We start from the raw sequence: 17,262 nt of genomic DNA, 5'->3' as shown, positions 1-17,262 counted from the left end.
TTATCATATCAAATTTTACTGTTCTAAAGCAACTTTACGAAGGTGCGGTGAAAGGTTCGTTTTCTTGAAAACGTCTTCTTATCAAACCAATAAATGAAATGTTCATCAAGTGACTCTTTATTTTTCAGAAAATTTTTACTTTTGTTTATTTTTGTAATCGCTTACATACTGGTTCTTATCACCGATCTGTCCATTTTTTCTTCAAAATGAAGAGGTTTAGGCAGGTTGATCACTTGGGAATACTCTGTTAGGTTAAGTAACCATAGCAGTGAGCGGGACAGTCAGGCAAAAAAGCTGCCATCGCTCTTCTGTATATTTTGATTGAGGTGATGTCAAATTAATACGAAAAAGGTGAGAACAGAAAATGAGTATTGAAGTTACAATTTCCTTATCTATTTATTTTATCGGGATGCTTGCCATTGGCTGGTATGCATTCAGGAAAACACATGATTTAAATGATTATATGCTTGGCGGACGCGGGCTTGGCCCGTTCGTTACAGCCCTTTCAGCAGGTGCTGCGGACATGAGCGGATGGATGCTGATGGGTGTGCCAGGTGAGATGTATAAAACAGGTTTATCGACAGCCTGGCTTGCGATTGGTTTAATCGTTGGTGCTTACTTGAACTACCTCATTCTTGCACCTCGTTTACGTTCTTATACAGAGATTGCGGATGATGCGATTACGATTCCTGATTTCTTTGATAAACGATTCAAAGGATCATCTGCTTTATTAAAAGCTGTTTCAGCCGTCATCATTTTAATTTTCTTTACGCTGTATACATCGTCTGGGATGGTATCAGGCGGACGTTTATTTGAGTCAGCATTCGGTGCTCACTACATGTTTGGACTGATTTTGACGTCAAGTATTGTCATTTTGTATACATTGTTCGGCGGATTTTTGGCAGTGAGCTTAACGGACTTTGTCCAAGGAGCTATCATGTTTTTAGCATTAGTGCTCGTGCCGATCGTTGCCTTTACACAATTAGGCGGACCTGTTGCTACATTCCAAGATATTCAACAGATTGACCCTAAATTGCTTGATATTTTTAGAGGAACGAGCGTCATTGGCATTATTTCCTTCCTTGCCTGGGGACTAGGTTACTTTGGACAGCCGCATATTATCGTGCGCTTTATGGCCATTACGTCTGTTAAAGATTTAAAACCAGCACGCCGAATTGGAATGAGCTGGATGATTATTTCAGTGATTGGATCACTGTCTGTCGGTTTAGTGGGTGTTGCCTATGTTCATGAAACGGGTATGAATCTTGCTGATCCTGAAACCATCTTTATCGTTTTTTCTAAAGTATTGTTCCATCCATATATCACTGGATTTTTACTTTCTGCCATTTTAGCTGCGATTATGAGTTCAATTTCGTCACAGCTGCTTGTCACAGCAAGTGCCATGACAGAGGATCTATACAGAACGTTCTTTAGAAAAACAGCATCAGACAAAGAGCTCGTCATGATTGGCCGGATGTCTGTACTCGTTGTCGCTGTGATTGCTCTCTGCCTTTCACTTAACCCAAGTGACACCATTCTTGACCTTGTCGGTTATGCGTGGGCAGGATTTGGTTCTTCATTCGGTCCAGTCATCTTGCTTTGCCTATACTGGAAACGAATGAATCATCACGGTGCCCTAGTTGGAATGATCGTTGGTGCAGTCGTGGTTCTGACATGGATTACAACAGGCCTCAACCATGCCACAGGTATTTATGAAATGATTCCAGGCTTTACCCTTAGTGGATTAGCTGCCATTATTGTGAGCTTATTGACAAGTAAGCCGTCAAAAGCATCAAAACAGCTATTTCACAAAATGGAAGATCATCTTGAAGAAGAAACAAAATAAAGAATTGAAGAGTCATCTGCCCTATGCGGATGACTCTCTTTTTAAATAAAATAAAAAGCTTTTCTTTCTTCAGAAACTGAATAAAATAAGAGTTGTGCAGCCATATGGGCTGTGAGAAGATCATATACATGTTGTGAAACGTACATGAAGTGAAAGGAGCGATACGCATGTTTTGGACAATTGAATGGGATACAGTCTTAAAATTAGCCGTGGCCACCTTAATCGGTCTGATTATCGGGCTTGAACGAGAGCTGAAGAAAAAGCCCCTCGGCTTAAAAACGTGTATTGTCATTGCTGTCAGCTCCTGCGTCTTAACCATCATCAGCATTGATGCAGCCTACAATTTCCCTCGAGTCTCTAAGCTTCAAATGGACCCACTCAGGTTACCGGCGCAAATTATATCTGGTGTTGGTTTTATTGGAGCAGGTGTGATTCTTCGAAAAAGCAATGATGTCATCTCAGGACTCACGACTTCTGCGATGATATGGGGAGCAGCAGGACTTGGGGTTGCAACAGGTGCAGGATTTTATAAAGAAGCCTTCCTCAGTCTTTTCTTTATTCTCATTAGTGTCGAATTCCTGCCATGGCTCTTCCAGCGGATCGGACCGATTCGCCTGCAGGAAAAAGAAATCCGCATCAGAATGTCTCTTTCTGACCGAAACCGCATGACCGATATTTTAAAAGAAATGAAAGCCCTCAATATCCGCATTCATTCTGTACGAATTGATGATTTAAAAGAAAAGGACTATCCGATCATGGAAGTACGTGTACGAGTGCATAAAGACCGCTATACAACCGATGTGTACTTTGATATTAAAGATCTAGAAGGCGTCGTTGGCGTGAAGTGTGATACGGTGTAGTCATAAAAAACCCCTTGCTGTTTGACACAGCAAGGGGTTTCTTTTATCGGGCCAGCTGTTGAAAGTCAAAAGGAGTAATTGGTGTTTTTTGCTCAATTTCCTTTCGAAAACATGACAGCATGGCTTTTTGGTCAGAAGTCATTGTTTGGAGATCAAATGCTTGATGTAAAAGCCCATAAATAAGCATATGACGCAGCATGAGAAAATCAGGGATTGTTGCCAGCCACACGTCATCAAGCTCATTCTCCTGTCGATAGCCTTTTAAAAAATGACTCATAAATTCTGCCGTAAATTCAGCTTTATCATCATATGGAATCACTGGATACCAAAGAACATTGTATAGCAAAATACTAATATCATTGATAAACCAGTGATATCCAATATCATCAAAATCGAATGCGATAATCTCTCCTTGATGATAATGGAAGTTCCCGTGATGCAAATCGGCATGCACCAGCCCATACACATCCTTCGAAATTCGGAGCTGGTGAAGCTTTTGCATCAGTTCATCTTTTCTTCGCAAAACAACCGTTTGATCAGACGGAATATATTGATCAAGCTTTAATTGCTCCTCTTCATACCACTCTTGACGCTTATAAAGAGGATCTTTTACTTGATATCGTTTTGTTATTTGATGCATTCGTCCTGTATAGGACCCTAACGCTTCAAACAGCTCCCCATTCCAATCTCCTTCATTCACTTTTCTCCCCGGTGCTTTTTCATACACACGGAGTAAAAATGCGCCTCCGGCTTGATCAGGAATGGTTTCAACGTCTTTTCCTCTTGCTGATGAAATCGGCTTTGCTACGGAAATACCATGATGAGACAGGAATCGAATCCAGTCCATTTCTCCTAAAATATATGTGGGTGAACGACGAATGGTATGGGTGATTTTTAATATATAATTCTCCCCATTCATTGCCTTATATTCATACACATAATTTTCTGCATCGGCTAGAAATGTGACTTGGTCAAGCTGAAATTTATACAAGTGAGCCGCTTTCTTTAAGACTTTCTGTTCATCGTATCGTGCTTTTACTTCTTTATGCATGCTGATTCTCCTTTATCGTCTTTTTAAATGTTCTTGACGGTAATCAGCATTATACGAGCATCAACATACCTGCCTTTCTTCTTGGTTTCTACTAATATTTTGACAAGAGTTTGGAAATCCCTCTTATTTAGTCATATATATGAACAGTCGGTTCTTTGTCTTCAGCATTTTTCGTGATCAGGGCTTCTTGTTGATCAGAAGATGTGATGTTGATTTCAATATTGGTACTCTTGTAATAATCCATGACTTCACCGGTTAAATATTGTGTGAAGGCTACGACTTCCGTTTTTCCATAGAACTGCATTGGAATTTCGATTTTCATTTTTTGCAGGTTGCCGTTTTTGTAAAAGCCTTTTCCTACAACACCAGTGTAATTCGGGAAGTAGTCTTCGACCTTTGTCTTGAAGCGGTCAAATCGCTCTGAATCATCTTTGTAGCTGCTTTTCGCATTATCTGAAGGGAAGAATACATTCTCCTCATTGAGCGTATCCCAATTTCCGATATCAGCAGAGCCTGCCTTCACATCCGTTTTGGCGATAAAGTTGCCTGGAACGATAGATGATTTTGGTGCTTGCTTATAAAGGGCAATCATGACAGGCACTTTTTGCAGTCCGTCCATTTGACGAATGCGCTTGACCACTTGTTCAGCGATTTTTTCACCCTCTGCCAAAAGTTTCTTTGAATTTTTCGATGAATCGATGGTCACCTCTTGCTGCGGGTCACCGATCTTTTCACGGTAATAATAAACAGAGTTCAGTGCAAGACCAATGACAACTCCGCCAAGCTGTAAGCTGTTTTTGTCTTTTCGAATTAAGTAATTATGCTCTAGCATCGAAGCTAAGTAGATAGGACTATTTTCATTTTTAGACTTTGTTGAACCTGAGTTTGGAAGAGCAGGATTTAAGCCTAGATTCTTAAAGTCTTTATCTTCTTTTTCTGCCTTTTTCAGATCACTGCCTGTTTTTTTGCGTGCCAGCCAGCTGAGAACGGTGTCCTCATCTAAATGCTGTCCTTCTTGGAAAAGATAGTCGTTTGTATTAAATGACTCTGTTGCGAGGCGCATGAGTCCTGTTTCAAATTCATCAATGTCCAAGCGTGTGTTGAGACGCTCCGCTGTTAAACCTCTCGCAGCTCCTTGTTTAAACGGCAGCACCATTTTGTAATAGGAGTCTGAGATATTGTACATCGGGATGATGGCTGTTTCCTTTGTTTCCTTCGTTTCATCCGTTTTTTGTGTGACCTCTTCCTCTTCCTTTCCCCCAAAAGGTGCACACGCTGACAATACCAGTGTGAGCATTGTCAGCAGCAATAACAACTTTTTCAATAGAAAACACTCCTCTTATTTCTTTAGCTCCTCGAGCATTTTAGCTTCGTCCCAAATTTCAATATTGAGTTCTTCTGCCTTTGTCAGCTTACTCCCCGCTGCTTCTCCGGCAATGACTAGATCTGTTTTTTTACTCACACTGCCTGCCAGCTTGCCGCCTAATGCTTCGATCGCTGCTTTTGCATCGTTTCGAGCCATTTCTTCTAACTTTCCTGTCAGCACAATGGTTTTTCCTGCAAAATAGGAATCACTTTCTTCTGCTTTTACCGGCTTTGGCCCTGTATAGGTCATATTGACTCCAAGCTCTTTTAGTTCGTTCAGCAGATCAAGTATTTCTTCTTTCTCAAAGTACGTGACGACGGCATCAGCCATTTTTTCACCAATTTCGTCGACTTCAAGTAATTGTTCTTTCGTTGCTTGCTTTAATTGATCGATGTTTTCGAAATGCATCGCCAAGGTCTTAGCCGCCTTTGAACCAATAAATCGAATGCCGAGTCCAAATAGTAAACGCTCAAGAGAGTTTTCTTTCGACTGCTCAATCGAACGCAGTAAATTGTCGACAGATTTTTCGCCCATTCGTTCAAGCTGAATCAGCTCTTCTTTTGTTAATCGGTAAAGGTCTGACACACGAGAAACGAGCTGTTCCTTGAAGAGCTGTGTAATGACCCGCTCGCCAAGCCCATCAATATTCATTGCATTACGGGAAACGAAGTGAATGAGACCCTCACGTATTTGGGCAGGACATTCTGGATTGATGCATCGCAAGGCCACTTCTCCTTCGATTCGCACCAGCTCACTATGACACTCTGGACATTCAGTTGGCATGTGAAACGGCTTTTCTTCGCCTGTACGCTGATCGACAAGGACACCTGCGACTTCAGGAATAATATCGCCGGCTTTTTTCACAATCACCTGATCAAAATAGCGAATATCCTTTTCTTTGATCAAATCTTCATTATGAAGAGATGCACGCTGCACTGTCGTCCCTGCTACTTTGACAGGCTCAAGAATCGCTGTTGGTGTAATCACGCCTGTACGTCCGACGCTTAGTTCAATATCAAGCAGCTTCGTTACGACCTCTTCAGCCGGAAACTTGTACGCAACCGCCCAGCGCGGGCTTTTTGCTGTAAAGCCGAGTTCTTCCTGCTGAGCCAGTGAATCGACTTTAATGACAATTCCATCGATTTCATATGAAAAATCGGCACGCTTTACTTTTAATGTTTCAATAAGGTCGATGACTTCTTCGATCGTTTGGCACATCCGTCTTTCTTTGTTTGTTTTAAAGCCAAGTTCGTCGAGAAGATCAAGTCCTGCGCTTTGCGTTTCAACACCAATTTCATCAAGCTCCGCTATACTGTAGACGAATATATCAAGGTTTCGTTTCGCTGCAATTTTCGTATCAAGCTGACGAAGTGAACCTGCAGCCGCATTACGCGGGTTTGCAAACGGCTCTTCTTCGTTTTGTATTCTTTTTTCATTTAATGCTTCAAAAGAAGGTTTTGGCATAAATGCCTCGCCTCTCACTTCAATCGACAGAGGGCGTTTGATTTTAAGCGGGATGGAACGAATCGTTTTGAGGTTTTCAGTAATATCCTCCCCCGTTGTTCCATCTCCGCGTGTCGCTCCTCGGACAAACACGCCATTTTCATAACGGAGAGAAACAGCGAGTCCATCAATTTTCAGCTCGACATTATATGCGATATCGTCACCGACTGCTTGACGAACCCGGCGGTCAAAATCAAGAAGGTCCTGTTCATTAAACGCATTCCCAAGGCTGAGCATTGGTGTGCCGTGACGCACTTTTTGGAAGGCGTCTAAAACAGCGCCGCCTACTCTTTGTGAAGGAGAATCCGCTGCTTTTAAATCAGGGTGCTCTTCCTCCAGAGAAATCAGCTCACGCATCCGCGCATCATATTCAGCGTCAGGAACACTTGGACGATCAAGTGTATGATATTCGTAGTTGTATTGATTCAAAATCTGGTGCAGTTCCTCGATCCGGCGTTTCGCTGCTTCTTTATCCATCTGCTTCTTCCTTTCAATTCATTCGTTTTGTCCTATCAGTTTATTGCTTCTCGATTGGTGCAAATGCTGCGAGAAGACGCTTAATGCCTGTAGGGCTTGGGAACGCAATATCAAGCTCTGTGCTGTCTCCGCTGCCTTTCACACTGACAACCGTACCAACGCCCCATTTTTTATGGGCCGCTTTATCGCCCACAGCCCAGCCAATACTGCCGCCGCCTGTGTTTTGAATCGTTTGTGTTTGCGGACGTGAGACTGGTCCCCGTCTTTGCGGTCTTTCTCTTGTTTGGCCAAACGGTGTTTTTGTTTCTTTTTTCTCATTTAGGTTGTCCAATAAATCGGCTGGTATTTCTCGAATGAATCTTGATTCAAGGTTCATGTTCGTCCGGCCGAAAAGTGTTCTCATTTTTGCACTTGATAAATAAAGCTCTTCTTCAGCCCGTGTGATGCCTACATAAGCCAGGCGGCGCTCTTCTTCCATCTCTGCATCTTCCATTAATGAACGGCTGTGCGGGAAGACCCCCTCCTCCATTCCCATTAAGAAAACAACAGGGAATTCTAGACCTTTTGCAGCGTGAAGTGTCATTAAGATGACGGCATCCTGATCTTCTTCTTCATTCTCATCCAGCTTATCAATGTCTGCGACGAGGGCGAGATCTGTCAGGAAGGTCACAAGTGACTTGTCCTCATTTTGTTCTTCAAAATTCTTAGTGACGGATAGAAACTCGTCAATATTTTCTAAGCGGCTTTGTGCTTCAATCGTTTTTTCGAGCTTCAGCGCTTCACGATAGCCTGTTTTCTCTAGAATTTCTTCTGTTAATTCAGTGACAGATAAATAGTCCTGCATGTTCGTCATTTGATCAATGAGCTGTTTGAACTCATCAAGCGCATTGGCTGCCCGTGCACTCAGTCCAATGAAATCCACCTGACCAAGTGCTTCAAACATAGACAGGTCATTCATCTCAGCATATGCTGCAATTTTATCAACAGATGTCGCACCGATTCCGCGCTTTGGTACGTTGACAATTCGTGCAAAACTAATATCGTCATCTGGGTTTGCCACTAGGCGTAAGTATGCCAAAATGTCTTTGATCTCTTTTCTGTCATAGAACTTCGTGCCGCCGACAATATTGTACTGAATGTTGGCTTTCATTAACGTTTCCTCTATGACACGAGACTGAGCATTTGTCCGGTAAAGGATCGCAAAATCGGATAATTTGCGCTTTCCGCTCTGATGAAGCTGACGAATCTTTCCTGCGACAAATTGTCCTTCACCAAATTCATTATCTGCACGATAATAGGCAATCTTCGCTCCTTCATCATTTTCTGTCCAAAGATTTTTCGGCTTCCGGTTTGCATTGTTTTGAATGACCGTATTTGCGGCTTGCAAAATGCGTTTCGTCGATCTGTAATTTTGCTCAAGCAGAATCACTTCACTGGATGGATAATCTTTTTCAAAGGAGAGAATGTTTGTAATATCCGCTCCGCGCCAGCGATAAATAGACTGATCCGAATCACCGACAACACATATATTTTGAAAGCGCTGCGCGAGCAGTTTCACAAGCATGTACTGTGCTCTGTTCGTATCCTGATACTCATCTACATGAATGTATTGGAATTTCCGCTGATAGTGCTCTAATACTTCAGGAATGCGCTCAAACAGACGAATTGTCATCATAATTAAATCATCAAAGTCGAGTGATTGGTTTTTGAGTAAACGCTTTTGATAATCTGTATAGACATCGCTGACCACTTGATCATAGAAATCACCAGCTGTTTTGGCGTATTCCTCTGCGTCAATGAGTTCGTTTTTTGCACTGCTGATGGAACCTAAAATGCTGCGCGGGTCAAACTTTTTAGGATCGATATTCCGTTCTTTTAAAATGTTTTTAATAACTGAAAGCTGGTCAGATGTGTCTAAAATAGAGAAGTTGCGATTCACACCAATGCGGTCAATATCACGTCTTAAAATACGGACACACATGCTGTGGAACGTAGAGATCCAGATGTCATCTGCGCCAGGCCCTAAAATAGCTTGGACACGTTCACGCATTTCACGTGCTGCTTTATTTGTAAATGTAATCGCTAAAATGTTCCACGGAGCCACATGCTTTTCTGCCATTAAGTAGGCAATTCGATGTGTGAGCACCCGTGTCTTCCCGCTTCCTGCTCCTGCCATCAACAATAAAGGACCGTCTGTTGCTTTGACTGCTTCTTTCTGCGCGTCATTCAGCCCTTCTAATAGATGATTCGATATTTCATTCATTCCATTCACCGCCAATTCGAACTTATGTTCTATTTTAACCCGTTTCGTCTTATTTGACTATGATGACTTTTTGACTGCATCCACTGTCTTTAATGCTTCTTTGAAATTGTCATAAATGACGTTTCCTACAACCACGACGTCTGCATGCTGGGAGAAGTCTTTTGCCTGCTTAGCGTTCTCGATGCCGCCGCCATAAAAAAGAACTGTTTCATCAAGCACTGCTTTTGTTTCTTTGACAAGCTCTATGTCTCCAAGCGTTCCACTGTATTCCAGATAAAAAACGGGCAGCTTCATCAAATGCTCTGCCACTCTTGCATATGCCCTGACGTCATCGATATCCAGCGCTGTATTTGCCTCTGTGAGCTTGGCCGCTTTACAATCTTCATTTAAGATGACATAACCTTCAGGCACAATCTCTTCCATTGACATCAAATCACCGAATTCCTTCATTGCGTCCTTATGCAGCCCAACAATCCAGTCAGGATGAGAGCTGTTTAAAACGGTCGGGATGAAATACAGATCAAAGCCAGGCACAATCATCTCATGTGTGGAGATTTCGAGCACACATGGCACTAGAAACCGGCGGACCTTTGACATCAATTGAAGCACGTTGTCCTCTGTCACATGATCACTTCCGCCAATCAATATGGCATCCGTCCCAGATTCGCAAATCGCTTCTAGCTGTTCATCGGAAATTTCTTTATTTGGATCGAGTTTAAAGACATGCTTCCACTCGGTAACATCATACATGAAAAACGTTCCTCCATTCGTTTCATTCCATTTAAATATTATAACAAAATCAAAGGCCGCAAAAAATGGGTAACCTCCTTTAGCTAAAAGTTTCATTCTTTTGAAAATGGGTGATTGTGACTTTAGAAAAAATTGCTGGAGAATAGTTAAAAAATTCACTCAAAGAGGAGCTGAAAGAGGTTGTTATTTTGGCACTTTGTCACATGCTATTATACAATAAAGGAATATTTTACTATAGATTTAAAAACCATCTATTAAGCAGAGGTGACTCAGTTGAAAAGAACGATTACATATGAACAAAATATAGACATCGGATACATCTATATCACCCCGCAAGCGGAGCATATGAAAATCAAAGAAACCATTGAATTAGATGTAAATGAATGTGTCAATGTAGATATCGACCAAGAGGGCCGAGTGGCTGGCTTGGAGTTATTTTCAGAAGAATCCGAAGTCCTGCGGAACACACCGGTTTATGAGGATGAGCTTTCTTTACGTTTGACGGATCAGGAAATTCTCTCAACCTATCAACTGTCAGGCGTTGAATTCCAATTCTCAACACCTGATCACAATGGGCTGATCGGTTTTACTATTGTCGATCCAATTCGATATAACGTCAAATGATAAACAAGAAAAAACCGTTTTGATCTTTCAAAACGGTTTTTTCAAATTATTGTCTCACTTCATTAAAATAATGGACGGATGTCATGGCCCCTTCGTCGACCATCTTGTTGTCTTGGATATCTAATGGATCTGGGTGGCCGGCTTTTTCAGGAACCTTTTCATCTGACCGGAACATGCCTGCCCATTTTTTCAGATGCTGTTTATTTTTTACCGCTAATAACACAGCTCCTCCAACCCCTAATCCTGCAAGTACATACGCATTTGGACGCTTATTCATGTATGTTCCCTCCCCTTATGATCTTATTTGTAAGTTACCCCGCCTTTTCATTTCTAAACGTCACAATATGCTGATGTGGTTTCTCTTTCATTAAAAAGTGGAATAACAACAGCAATGAAAGAGAAAAGAGGGGATCTTCGTGACAACAACTTTAATTGTCATCGGCGCATTGCTAGTCATTTGTTTGATCATCCCAATCATTCTATTGATCTGGATTTGGATGAGGGATGAAAAACAAGAAGAACATTCAGTTCTGCGAAATTATCCGGTCATTGGAAAGCTGCGGTTTATCTTTGAAAAAATAGGACCTGAGCTTCGCCAATATCTGTTTCTGAATGACCGAGAGGAACTGCCCTTCTCAAGAAGAGAATACGAGCAGGCGGTCATGTCAGGGAAGTACAAAAGCCGGACGATGGGCTTTGGATCAAAACGTGATTTTGACAAGCCAGGCTATTACATTCGAAACGTTTTGTTTCCAAAGCAGCGAAATGAACTTCGCATCGATCAATCTGAAAAAATCAAAACGAAAGTGTATCAGATTGATCAAGACAATTTACTGAGAAGAAGTGAACATGTCAAAGAAGTCGAAGCAAATCCTTACTTTCTTCATCAAGAGGATGTACAAGTCATTGGCGAACATACATGTCAAAAGCCTTTCCATGTGAAAGGACTGATCGGTCAATCTGCCATGAGCTACGGCTCCTTAGGCGACAGGGCGATTACAGCTCTATCTTCAGGATTAAAAATGGCCGGCGGGACGTGGATGAACACAGGTGAAGGCGGGCTTTCTCCTTATCACCTCAAAGGCGGCGCAGATATCATTTGCCAGATTGGGCCTGGTTTATTTGGCGTTAGAACAGAGGATGGCGCATTTTCCTTTGAAGAATTCAAGAAAAAAAGCGAACACGAGGAAGTCAAAGCATTTGAACTCAAGCTGGCACAAGGAGCAAAAACACGCGGCGGTCATATTGACGGCGAAAAGGTGACGGAAGAAATAGCGAATATCCGTAAATTGCCGCCTCACCAATCCATTGACAGCCCAAACCGCTTTGAGATGTTCCACTCCATTCCTGACATGTTTGATTTCATTGAACAGCTGCGGAGTATAGGCGGAAAGCCAGTTGGAATCAAACTTGTTGTCGGACATAAAGAAAATATTGAAGAGCTCGCCAGCTATATGAAAAAAAGCGGGAAACACCCTGATTTCATTACAGTGGATGGCGGAGAAGGCGGTACAGGGGCGTCCTTTCATGAATTGGCGGATTCCGCAGGGCTGCCGATTTTCACGGCGCTCCCAATGGTTCATCAAATATTGAAAGAATACGGTGTCAGACATCAGGTGAAGCTCTTTGCTTCTGGCAAGCTTCTCTCGCCTGATAAAATTGCGATTGCCCTTTCAATGGGAGCTGACTTTGTGAATATTGCCAGAGGTCTCATGTTTTCAGTCGGATGCATTCGCGCCCAAGTCTGCCACACGAATAAATGCCCGGTCGGGGTCGCCACGACTGATCCAAAGCTGCAAAAGGGTTTATCGATTGAAGAAAAAAAATACCGAGTGTGCAATTATATCCTGTCTCTTAGAGAAGGTTTGTTTAATTTATCCGCAGCTGCGGGTCTAGAATCGCCTATTCATTTTAATGAAAAACATATTATTTTTAGACAAGAGAATGGCGAGACAAGCGAAGTGCCGATGTTCTCAGGCACACAGCCATCTGTCTAGCTCGAAAAGGTGCGGAAACGCGCCTTTTTTGTTAATATTTTTGATCAATCGCGTACTAAGTTTGCAAACAGTAGAGTTTAAGGAAATCATCTCAAGCGAAGACGGCATCTCCTATGAAGGAGAAAGATGGTTGATGGGCGAGCTAAAGTAAAAAAACAGGGACACTTTATCAGCCCCTGCCCGCCTTTTCATAAAAAAACTGCAAACAAGTCCATTTTTCGTGAAAAGGATTGTTTACAGTGAAAGCTGCTTTATTTTGTTTCGTTATTTTCCTGCTGTTCTGCTACGCGGTCAAGTGCCATCGTATAGGCATCGTTGCCATAGTTCAAGCAGCGTTTGACACGTGAGATGGTTGCAGTGCTTGCACCTGTTTCCGTCTCAATTTTATGATACGTGTTTCCCTCACGAAGCATACGCGCTACTTCAAGACGCTGTGATAAAGATTGGATTTCATTGATGGTACATAAATCATCAAAGAATCGATAACATTCTTCCAGGTCTTTAAGGGATAAGATGGAGTTGAATAACTGATCTAAGCTTTTGCCCCTTAATTTATCAATTTGCATCTTAATACATCTTCTCCTTTACTATTGCCACACCGCTTCGCACGATCTTCTTCTAAGAAAGCGGTATCTTTCCTGACTAATTTTTTTAAAACCTCAGCAATGAGCTTTGAACAGATCATGACAGGTTTGGTTCTACGCTGAAAATGCCGTCAGGTTCTTTCGTAAGCCGAAGCTTCTTTATCGTAAACAAATTCGACAAGTTCTGTCATTTTCCTTGTATGACAATCTGACAAACTTGTTTGCTTCCGGTATAAAGATGAATTCTGCTTGGTTAGGTCTTCTGCCCTCATATACAGGCTTTACGGAAAGCTCGGCGAGACCACAAATATGCGCCCCGCCTTGCTCGGGTTATTCAAAATATGTTGGCCGGTCAGCGTAACCGGCAAATTCATTTTACAATTAGAGTACTTCATTCGTCATGTCAAAGCCCTCTGCTTTGTCAACAGCTCCACATAAGATCATGATCACTTACATGGCAGTGAAGAGAACCATGGCTCACTTCTGCCCTATAACAGCAGTCAGAAATGCGGCAAAGATGATACAGCTCCACTCTGTTATATTTTAACGCATTATAGACGGAAAGAGTACAGTTTTTTTCATGACATCAAATATTCCTCTTGGTGTCACTCGAATATACGGCAAATGTGTACTTTGGAAAAAGACAAGTGTATCAATTGGGCAGTCAAATGGATAGCCGCGCTCAATGAGCAGCTCGCGTAATGTTTGTTCCTGCTGAAGAACAGTCTCAAACGGTTCAGCCGATGCACAGCCTGATAATTGCAGCGGAATTTCGTGCAAAATTTTCCCGTTCTCTGTGAGTACGATTCCCCCGCCAATTTCTTTCATCCGCTTATGTGCCAGCATCATATCTTCTTTATTTTTCCCGATCACTAAAATATCACCCGTGAGCGAAAATGAGCTGACAAAGCCCTGCACTTTATTTGCGAACCCTTTTAGCATCGTATTCACACGCCACTCACCTTTTCGGTCAATCAGGCTAAAGAAGCTTTGATCATGGTCACATGACAGCTGGTTGATTGAGTTATCAATTTCCACTGTATAAGGCTCCATGATGACAGCATTTCTCATCTTCACACCTAGCGGCATAGAGAATTGCAAATCACTCATCGTGAGGTCGTAGCTTAAATCTAATGGAGCAAGCCCGCCATTTTCCCATTTTGTTTCTTGGAATTGATGCTGGTTCTCGCCATCTAATTTGAGAATAACCCCTTTAGATATGACCGTTTCAGGATTTGGGTTCATTGGATCATCTAAAATATTCAAAGAAGCCAGCCGGCCTGGGCCAACAACGCCTAGTAAATCATCAATTTGATAGTATTTTGCAATGTTAAATGTCGCCATATTATACGCATCAATGATCGGCACGCCTTCTTCAAGGGCAATCGAAATCAAACGGTTAATCATGCCTTCCTCATAAAAGTGAGGGGCAGCACCATCTGTTGTATAGAAAAAGTGATCATAGTGTCTAAAGTCACGCTCATGCAGTTCTCTTAAAATGTTCACTAAATCTGGACGGATGGAAGAATGCCGCAATGAAACATGATAGCCAAGGGACAAGCGTTTTAACACATCGTCGGCATTCATCGCTTCATGATCACTGTCCGCGCCAAACAGCTTCATTTTTGTTAGCGTTTTCTCAGAAGCTCCAGGGAAATGCCCTTCAATTCGTTTTCTCTGCTTCTTTGTTTCTTGCATGCAATATAAAATGAGATCATCACCGTCCATCAATCTTGGCCAGCTTGTTAATTCGCCGCCTTGGAGGACGTCAGGATGATCAATCCATTCCTTCCGGTAGTTGACTGGCAGCATCTCATCTTCATATCTGACTTCCGTTTGAAGATCGTATCTGGACCACCAGAAATACTGAAATGGCTGCTTTTTTAATTCACATAGGGTGGAAAGCGCTTTCTTTTCATTGCTTTGCAAAAGAAGAAATAAGTTATCGCTGACCATCGTTGTTGTGCCAAATTGAGACACATATTCTGCAAGTGATTGGGGATTATAAATATGGAACGGATGCGCGTGAGGCTCTATATACCCAGGCACAATGTATTTCCCTTCACAATCAATCACACGTTTAGCTGATTTATTTTGAGGAAGCTCTGCTCCGACATAAACAATTCGATCATCATGTATCCAAATATTTGCCTTCACCCATTGCTTCAAAAACGGGTTAAGCACGAGTCCATTCGTTAAAAGGAGTGTTGGAACTATTTTTGAGTCGACTACATCGATTTGTGTGCGGATGTCATTGTTTCTCCAATTAAAAGTACGTTCGGACATTCACATACTCTCCTTCATTTGTATTAGCCCTATCGTAACATAACGAACTACGTTACGCATTAATGAAACGTTACAATTTCTTGAAATCACACTTAAAATAATTTAAAAAAGGAGATTCACCTTCAATGAAACCTAATCTCGGCTTAATGGAAGCGCTCATTAGAATTGCCTGCGGAATGACAATATGTACTGTGGCTGGATCCTTATATGCTAGAAAACCATGGAGTAAAATGCTGCTTTTGGGCATCATGTTTGGCGGTATGAAACTGGGATCTGGCATTCTTCGTTTTTGTCCAGTGACATATATGTGTGAGCAGCAGGACACACATAAAGAGAAGGCTGAGTAAGGCAGCCTTCTTTTTTTGTGATCATTTTCATCTCATTCCACTGCTTCACACCATTCTACTATTGTCTCTGCAATAATTTCTGCTGCTTCAATCACATGCTCAATGTCAATGGATTCATTCGGAAAATGGGCAAGCTCCGTTGTTCCCGGTCCAAACACGATGATCGGAATACCTGCAGTTTGTGACAGTAATCCGCCGTCCGTTCCCCAAGGGGCGGCTTCGATTTTCGGCGGCTGCTTCATGACCGCTTCATATTGTTCCTTCAATAAACCTAAAAGCGGATGATCTGTATCGATTGAACCCGGAAGCCATCTTGCACCAAACCATTCGACCTCAACAGGATGCTCTTGGAACCATTCATCTTTTTCTCCGAGTCCTGCCATCCAATTTTCTAATTCCTTCTCTGCCTGTTCTATCGTTTCACCCGGCATCACCCCGAGCCTGCCTTCCATTGTGACAAGGTCTGCTACAGAGGATGGCCAATCACCGCCTTGAATTTTCCCGATATTGATTGGGATCGGGATTGGGATATGCTGAAACAGCGGCTCGGTGATTCGCTGATTTCTTTTTTCTTCAAGTGCCGCTATATGTGAAAGGACAATCGTGCTCTTTTCAATAGCAGAAACGCCGTGATATCTTGTTCCGCCATGAGCAGCCCTTCCTTTAATATGCAGTCTGAACCATTTAGATCCCTGCTGAATCGGAAAGATTTTCATATGACTTGGCTCTGGAATGATGGCTGCATCTGCGGTATATCCTCTTAGTATGGCTGCAAGGGTGCCTGCACCGCCGCTCTCTTCTTCGACAACACTATGAAACACGACATCTCCCTTCAGCGGAATCTGAAGTGCATGCAGTGCTTCAAGTGCAAAGAGTAAAGAAACGTTTCCACCTTTCATATCTGTTGCCCCGCGTCCATAAAGTCTCCCGTTTATGATATGCCCGCTGTAGGGCGGATATGTCCATTGTTTGTGATCACCTGCCGGGACAACATCCACATGCCCATTTAATAAAATAGATTTGCCGCCTCCTTTACCTTTCAATCGTCCGGCGACATTGGGACTTCCTTTAAAGGAACGCCTCGGGGAATAAAAATACGGATGGTTCAGCAAGTCATCCCCGCCAATGTCCCATACGTCAACATCAAAGCCAATGGCAGAAAGTTTATTTGCTACGATTTGCTGTACTTCTTGCTCATTTCCTTGTGTGCTGTCACATTGCACCATTTGCTGAAGAAGCGTCACGGCTTCCTCCTTATGCTCTTTCATCCAGTTTCTGATACGTGTGGTTGGCTGCAAGTCGGTCATC

14 protein-coding genes are annotated in these 17,262 nt (G+C 42.5%); 5 read left to right on the top strand and 9 right to left on the bottom strand.

Annotated elements, in window-relative coordinates; genetic code table 11:
• Positions 1 to 364: 364 nt before the first annotated feature.
• The gene (putP, locus tag NSU13_RS03370; RefSeq protein ID WP_034282812.1) at positions 365 to 1,846 is read left to right on the top strand and encodes a sodium/proline symporter PutP; all 1,482 of its coding nucleotides are present in this window, start codon (positions 365 to 367) and stop codon (positions 1,844 to 1,846) included.
• A gap of 161 nt (positions 1,847 to 2,007) precedes the next feature.
• Positions 2,008 to 2,706: an MgtC/SapB family protein gene (locus NSU13_RS03365; RefSeq protein WP_169510856.1), complete on the top strand. Its 699-nt coding sequence runs from the start codon at positions 2,008 to 2,010 to the stop codon at positions 2,704 to 2,706.
• Between the two features lie 43 nt (positions 2,707 to 2,749).
• Here NSU13_RS03365 and NSU13_RS03360 read toward each other — a convergent pair whose 3' ends face one another.
• From NSU13_RS03360 to NSU13_RS03340, 5 genes are all read right to left on the bottom strand, one after another.
• The gene (locus tag NSU13_RS03360) at positions 2,750 to 3,757 is read right to left on the bottom strand and encodes a phosphotransferase (RefSeq protein WP_342489849.1); all 1,008 of its coding nucleotides are present in this window, start codon (positions 3,755 to 3,757) and stop codon (positions 2,750 to 2,752) included.
• Positions 3,758 to 3,884: 127 nt separating this feature from the next.
• A complete protein-coding gene (locus NSU13_RS03355; protein WP_231122822.1) occupies positions 3,885 to 5,054 on the bottom strand; it encodes a CamS family sex pheromone protein in 1,170 nt (389 codons plus the stop codon).
• A gap of 42 nt (positions 5,055 to 5,096) precedes the next feature.
• Positions 5,097 to 7,103, bottom strand: a complete 2,007-nt coding sequence (gene ligA, locus NSU13_RS03350; protein WP_046314111.1) for an NAD-dependent DNA ligase LigA — start codon at positions 7,101 to 7,103, stop codon at positions 5,097 to 5,099.
• Between the two features lie 40 nt (positions 7,104 to 7,143).
• A complete protein-coding gene (pcrA, locus tag NSU13_RS03345) occupies positions 7,144 to 9,366 on the bottom strand; it encodes a DNA helicase PcrA (RefSeq protein ID WP_041116090.1) in 2,223 nt (740 codons plus the stop codon).
• A 57-nt stretch (positions 9,367 to 9,423) separates the two neighbouring features.
• On the bottom strand, positions 9,424 to 10,116 hold the full coding sequence (locus NSU13_RS03340) for a heptaprenylglyceryl phosphate synthase (RefSeq protein ID WP_081124061.1): 693 nt from the start codon (positions 10,114 to 10,116) through the stop codon (positions 9,424 to 9,426).
• Between the two features lie 264 nt (positions 10,117 to 10,380).
• Here NSU13_RS03340 and NSU13_RS03335 point away from each other — a divergent pair, with 264 nt between their 5' ends.
• Positions 10,381 to 10,740 carry a DUF2283 domain-containing protein gene (locus tag NSU13_RS03335; protein ID WP_231293956.1) on the top strand — a complete coding sequence of 120 codons (360 nt, stop codon included), beginning with the start codon at positions 10,381 to 10,383 and terminating at the stop codon, positions 10,738 to 10,740.
• Positions 10,741 to 10,786: 46 nt separating this feature from the next.
• Here NSU13_RS03335 and NSU13_RS03330 read toward each other — a convergent pair whose 3' ends face one another.
• A complete protein-coding gene (locus NSU13_RS03330; RefSeq protein WP_046314118.1) occupies positions 10,787 to 11,017 on the bottom strand; it encodes a hypothetical protein in 231 nt (76 codons plus the stop codon).
• Positions 11,018 to 11,156: 139 nt separating this feature from the next.
• Here NSU13_RS03330 and NSU13_RS03325 point away from each other — a divergent pair, with 139 nt between their 5' ends.
• The gene (locus NSU13_RS03325; RefSeq protein ID WP_046314119.1) at positions 11,157 to 12,737 is read left to right on the top strand and encodes an FMN-binding glutamate synthase family protein; all 1,581 of its coding nucleotides are present in this window, start codon (positions 11,157 to 11,159) and stop codon (positions 12,735 to 12,737) included.
• A 251-nt stretch (positions 12,738 to 12,988) separates the two neighbouring features.
• On the opposite strand, the gene NSU13_RS03320 is transcribed toward NSU13_RS03325, so the two are convergent.
• Both NSU13_RS03320 and NSU13_RS03315 read right to left on the bottom strand, forming a co-directional pair.
• Positions 12,989 to 13,303: a YerC/YecD family TrpR-related protein gene (locus NSU13_RS03320; RefSeq protein ID WP_024424524.1), complete on the bottom strand. Its 315-nt coding sequence runs from the start codon at positions 13,301 to 13,303 to the stop codon at positions 12,989 to 12,991.
• A gap of 561 nt (positions 13,304 to 13,864) precedes the next feature.
• A complete protein-coding gene (locus tag NSU13_RS03315; protein WP_024426688.1) occupies positions 13,865 to 15,607 on the bottom strand; it encodes an adenine deaminase C-terminal domain-containing protein in 1,743 nt (580 codons plus the stop codon).
• Between the two features lie 125 nt (positions 15,608 to 15,732).
• Between NSU13_RS03315 and NSU13_RS03310 the strand changes: the two genes are divergently transcribed.
• Complete coding sequence (locus tag NSU13_RS03310) at positions 15,733 to 15,954, top strand: DUF2892 domain-containing protein (protein ID WP_024424522.1); 222 nt, start codon at positions 15,733 to 15,735, stop codon at positions 15,952 to 15,954.
• 32 nt (positions 15,955 to 15,986) lie between these two features.
• On the opposite strand, the gene NSU13_RS03305 is transcribed toward NSU13_RS03310, so the two are convergent.
• Positions 15,987 to 17,252 carry a peptidase gene (locus NSU13_RS03305; RefSeq protein ID WP_342489848.1) on the bottom strand — a complete coding sequence of 422 codons (1,266 nt, stop codon included), beginning with the start codon at positions 17,250 to 17,252 and terminating at the stop codon, positions 15,987 to 15,989.
• Between the last annotated feature and the right edge of the window lie 10 nt (positions 17,253 to 17,262).

This window comes from Bacillus sp. FSL M8-0049 (assembly GCF_038593355.1).
GTDB lineage: Bacteria > Bacillota > Bacilli > Bacillales > Bacillaceae > Bacillus > Bacillus safensis.
Note: the sequence above shows the minus strand (reverse complement) of the source record. Positions and strands in the feature narration are given on the sequence as shown.

Excerpts from the sequence above, each read along its gene's own strand:
- putP (WP_034282812.1), top strand. The coding sequence starts at position 365 with ATGAGTATTGAAGTTACAATTTCCTTATCTATTTATTTTATCGGGATG.
- NSU13_RS03360 (WP_342489849.1), bottom strand. The coding sequence starts at position 3,757 with ATGCATAAAGAAGTAAAAGCACGATACGATGAACAGAAAGTCTTAAAG.
- NSU13_RS03355 (WP_231122822.1), bottom strand. The coding sequence starts at position 5,054 with ATGCTCACACTGGTATTGTCAGCGTGTGCACCTTTTGGGGGAAAGGAA.
- ligA (WP_046314111.1), bottom strand. The coding sequence starts at position 7,103 with ATGGATAAAGAAGCAGCGAAACGCCGGATCGAGGAACTGCACCAGATT.
- pcrA (WP_041116090.1), bottom strand. The coding sequence starts at position 9,366 with ATGAATGAAATATCGAATCATCTATTAGAAGGGCTGAATGACGCGCAG.
- NSU13_RS03340 (WP_081124061.1), bottom strand. The coding sequence starts at position 10,116 with ATGTATGATGTTACCGAGTGGAAGCATGTCTTTAAACTCGATCCAAAT.
- NSU13_RS03330 (WP_046314118.1), bottom strand. The coding sequence starts at position 11,017 with ATGAATAAGCGTCCAAATGCGTATGTACTTGCAGGATTAGGGGTTGGA.
- NSU13_RS03320 (WP_024424524.1), bottom strand. The coding sequence starts at position 13,303 with ATGCAAATTGATAAATTAAGGGGCAAAAGCTTAGATCAGTTATTCAAC.
- NSU13_RS03315 (WP_024426688.1), bottom strand. The coding sequence starts at position 15,607 with ATGTCCGAACGTACTTTTAATTGGAGAAACAATGACATCCGCACACAA.
- NSU13_RS03310 (WP_024424522.1), top strand. The coding sequence starts at position 15,733 with ATGAAACCTAATCTCGGCTTAATGGAAGCGCTCATTAGAATTGCCTGC.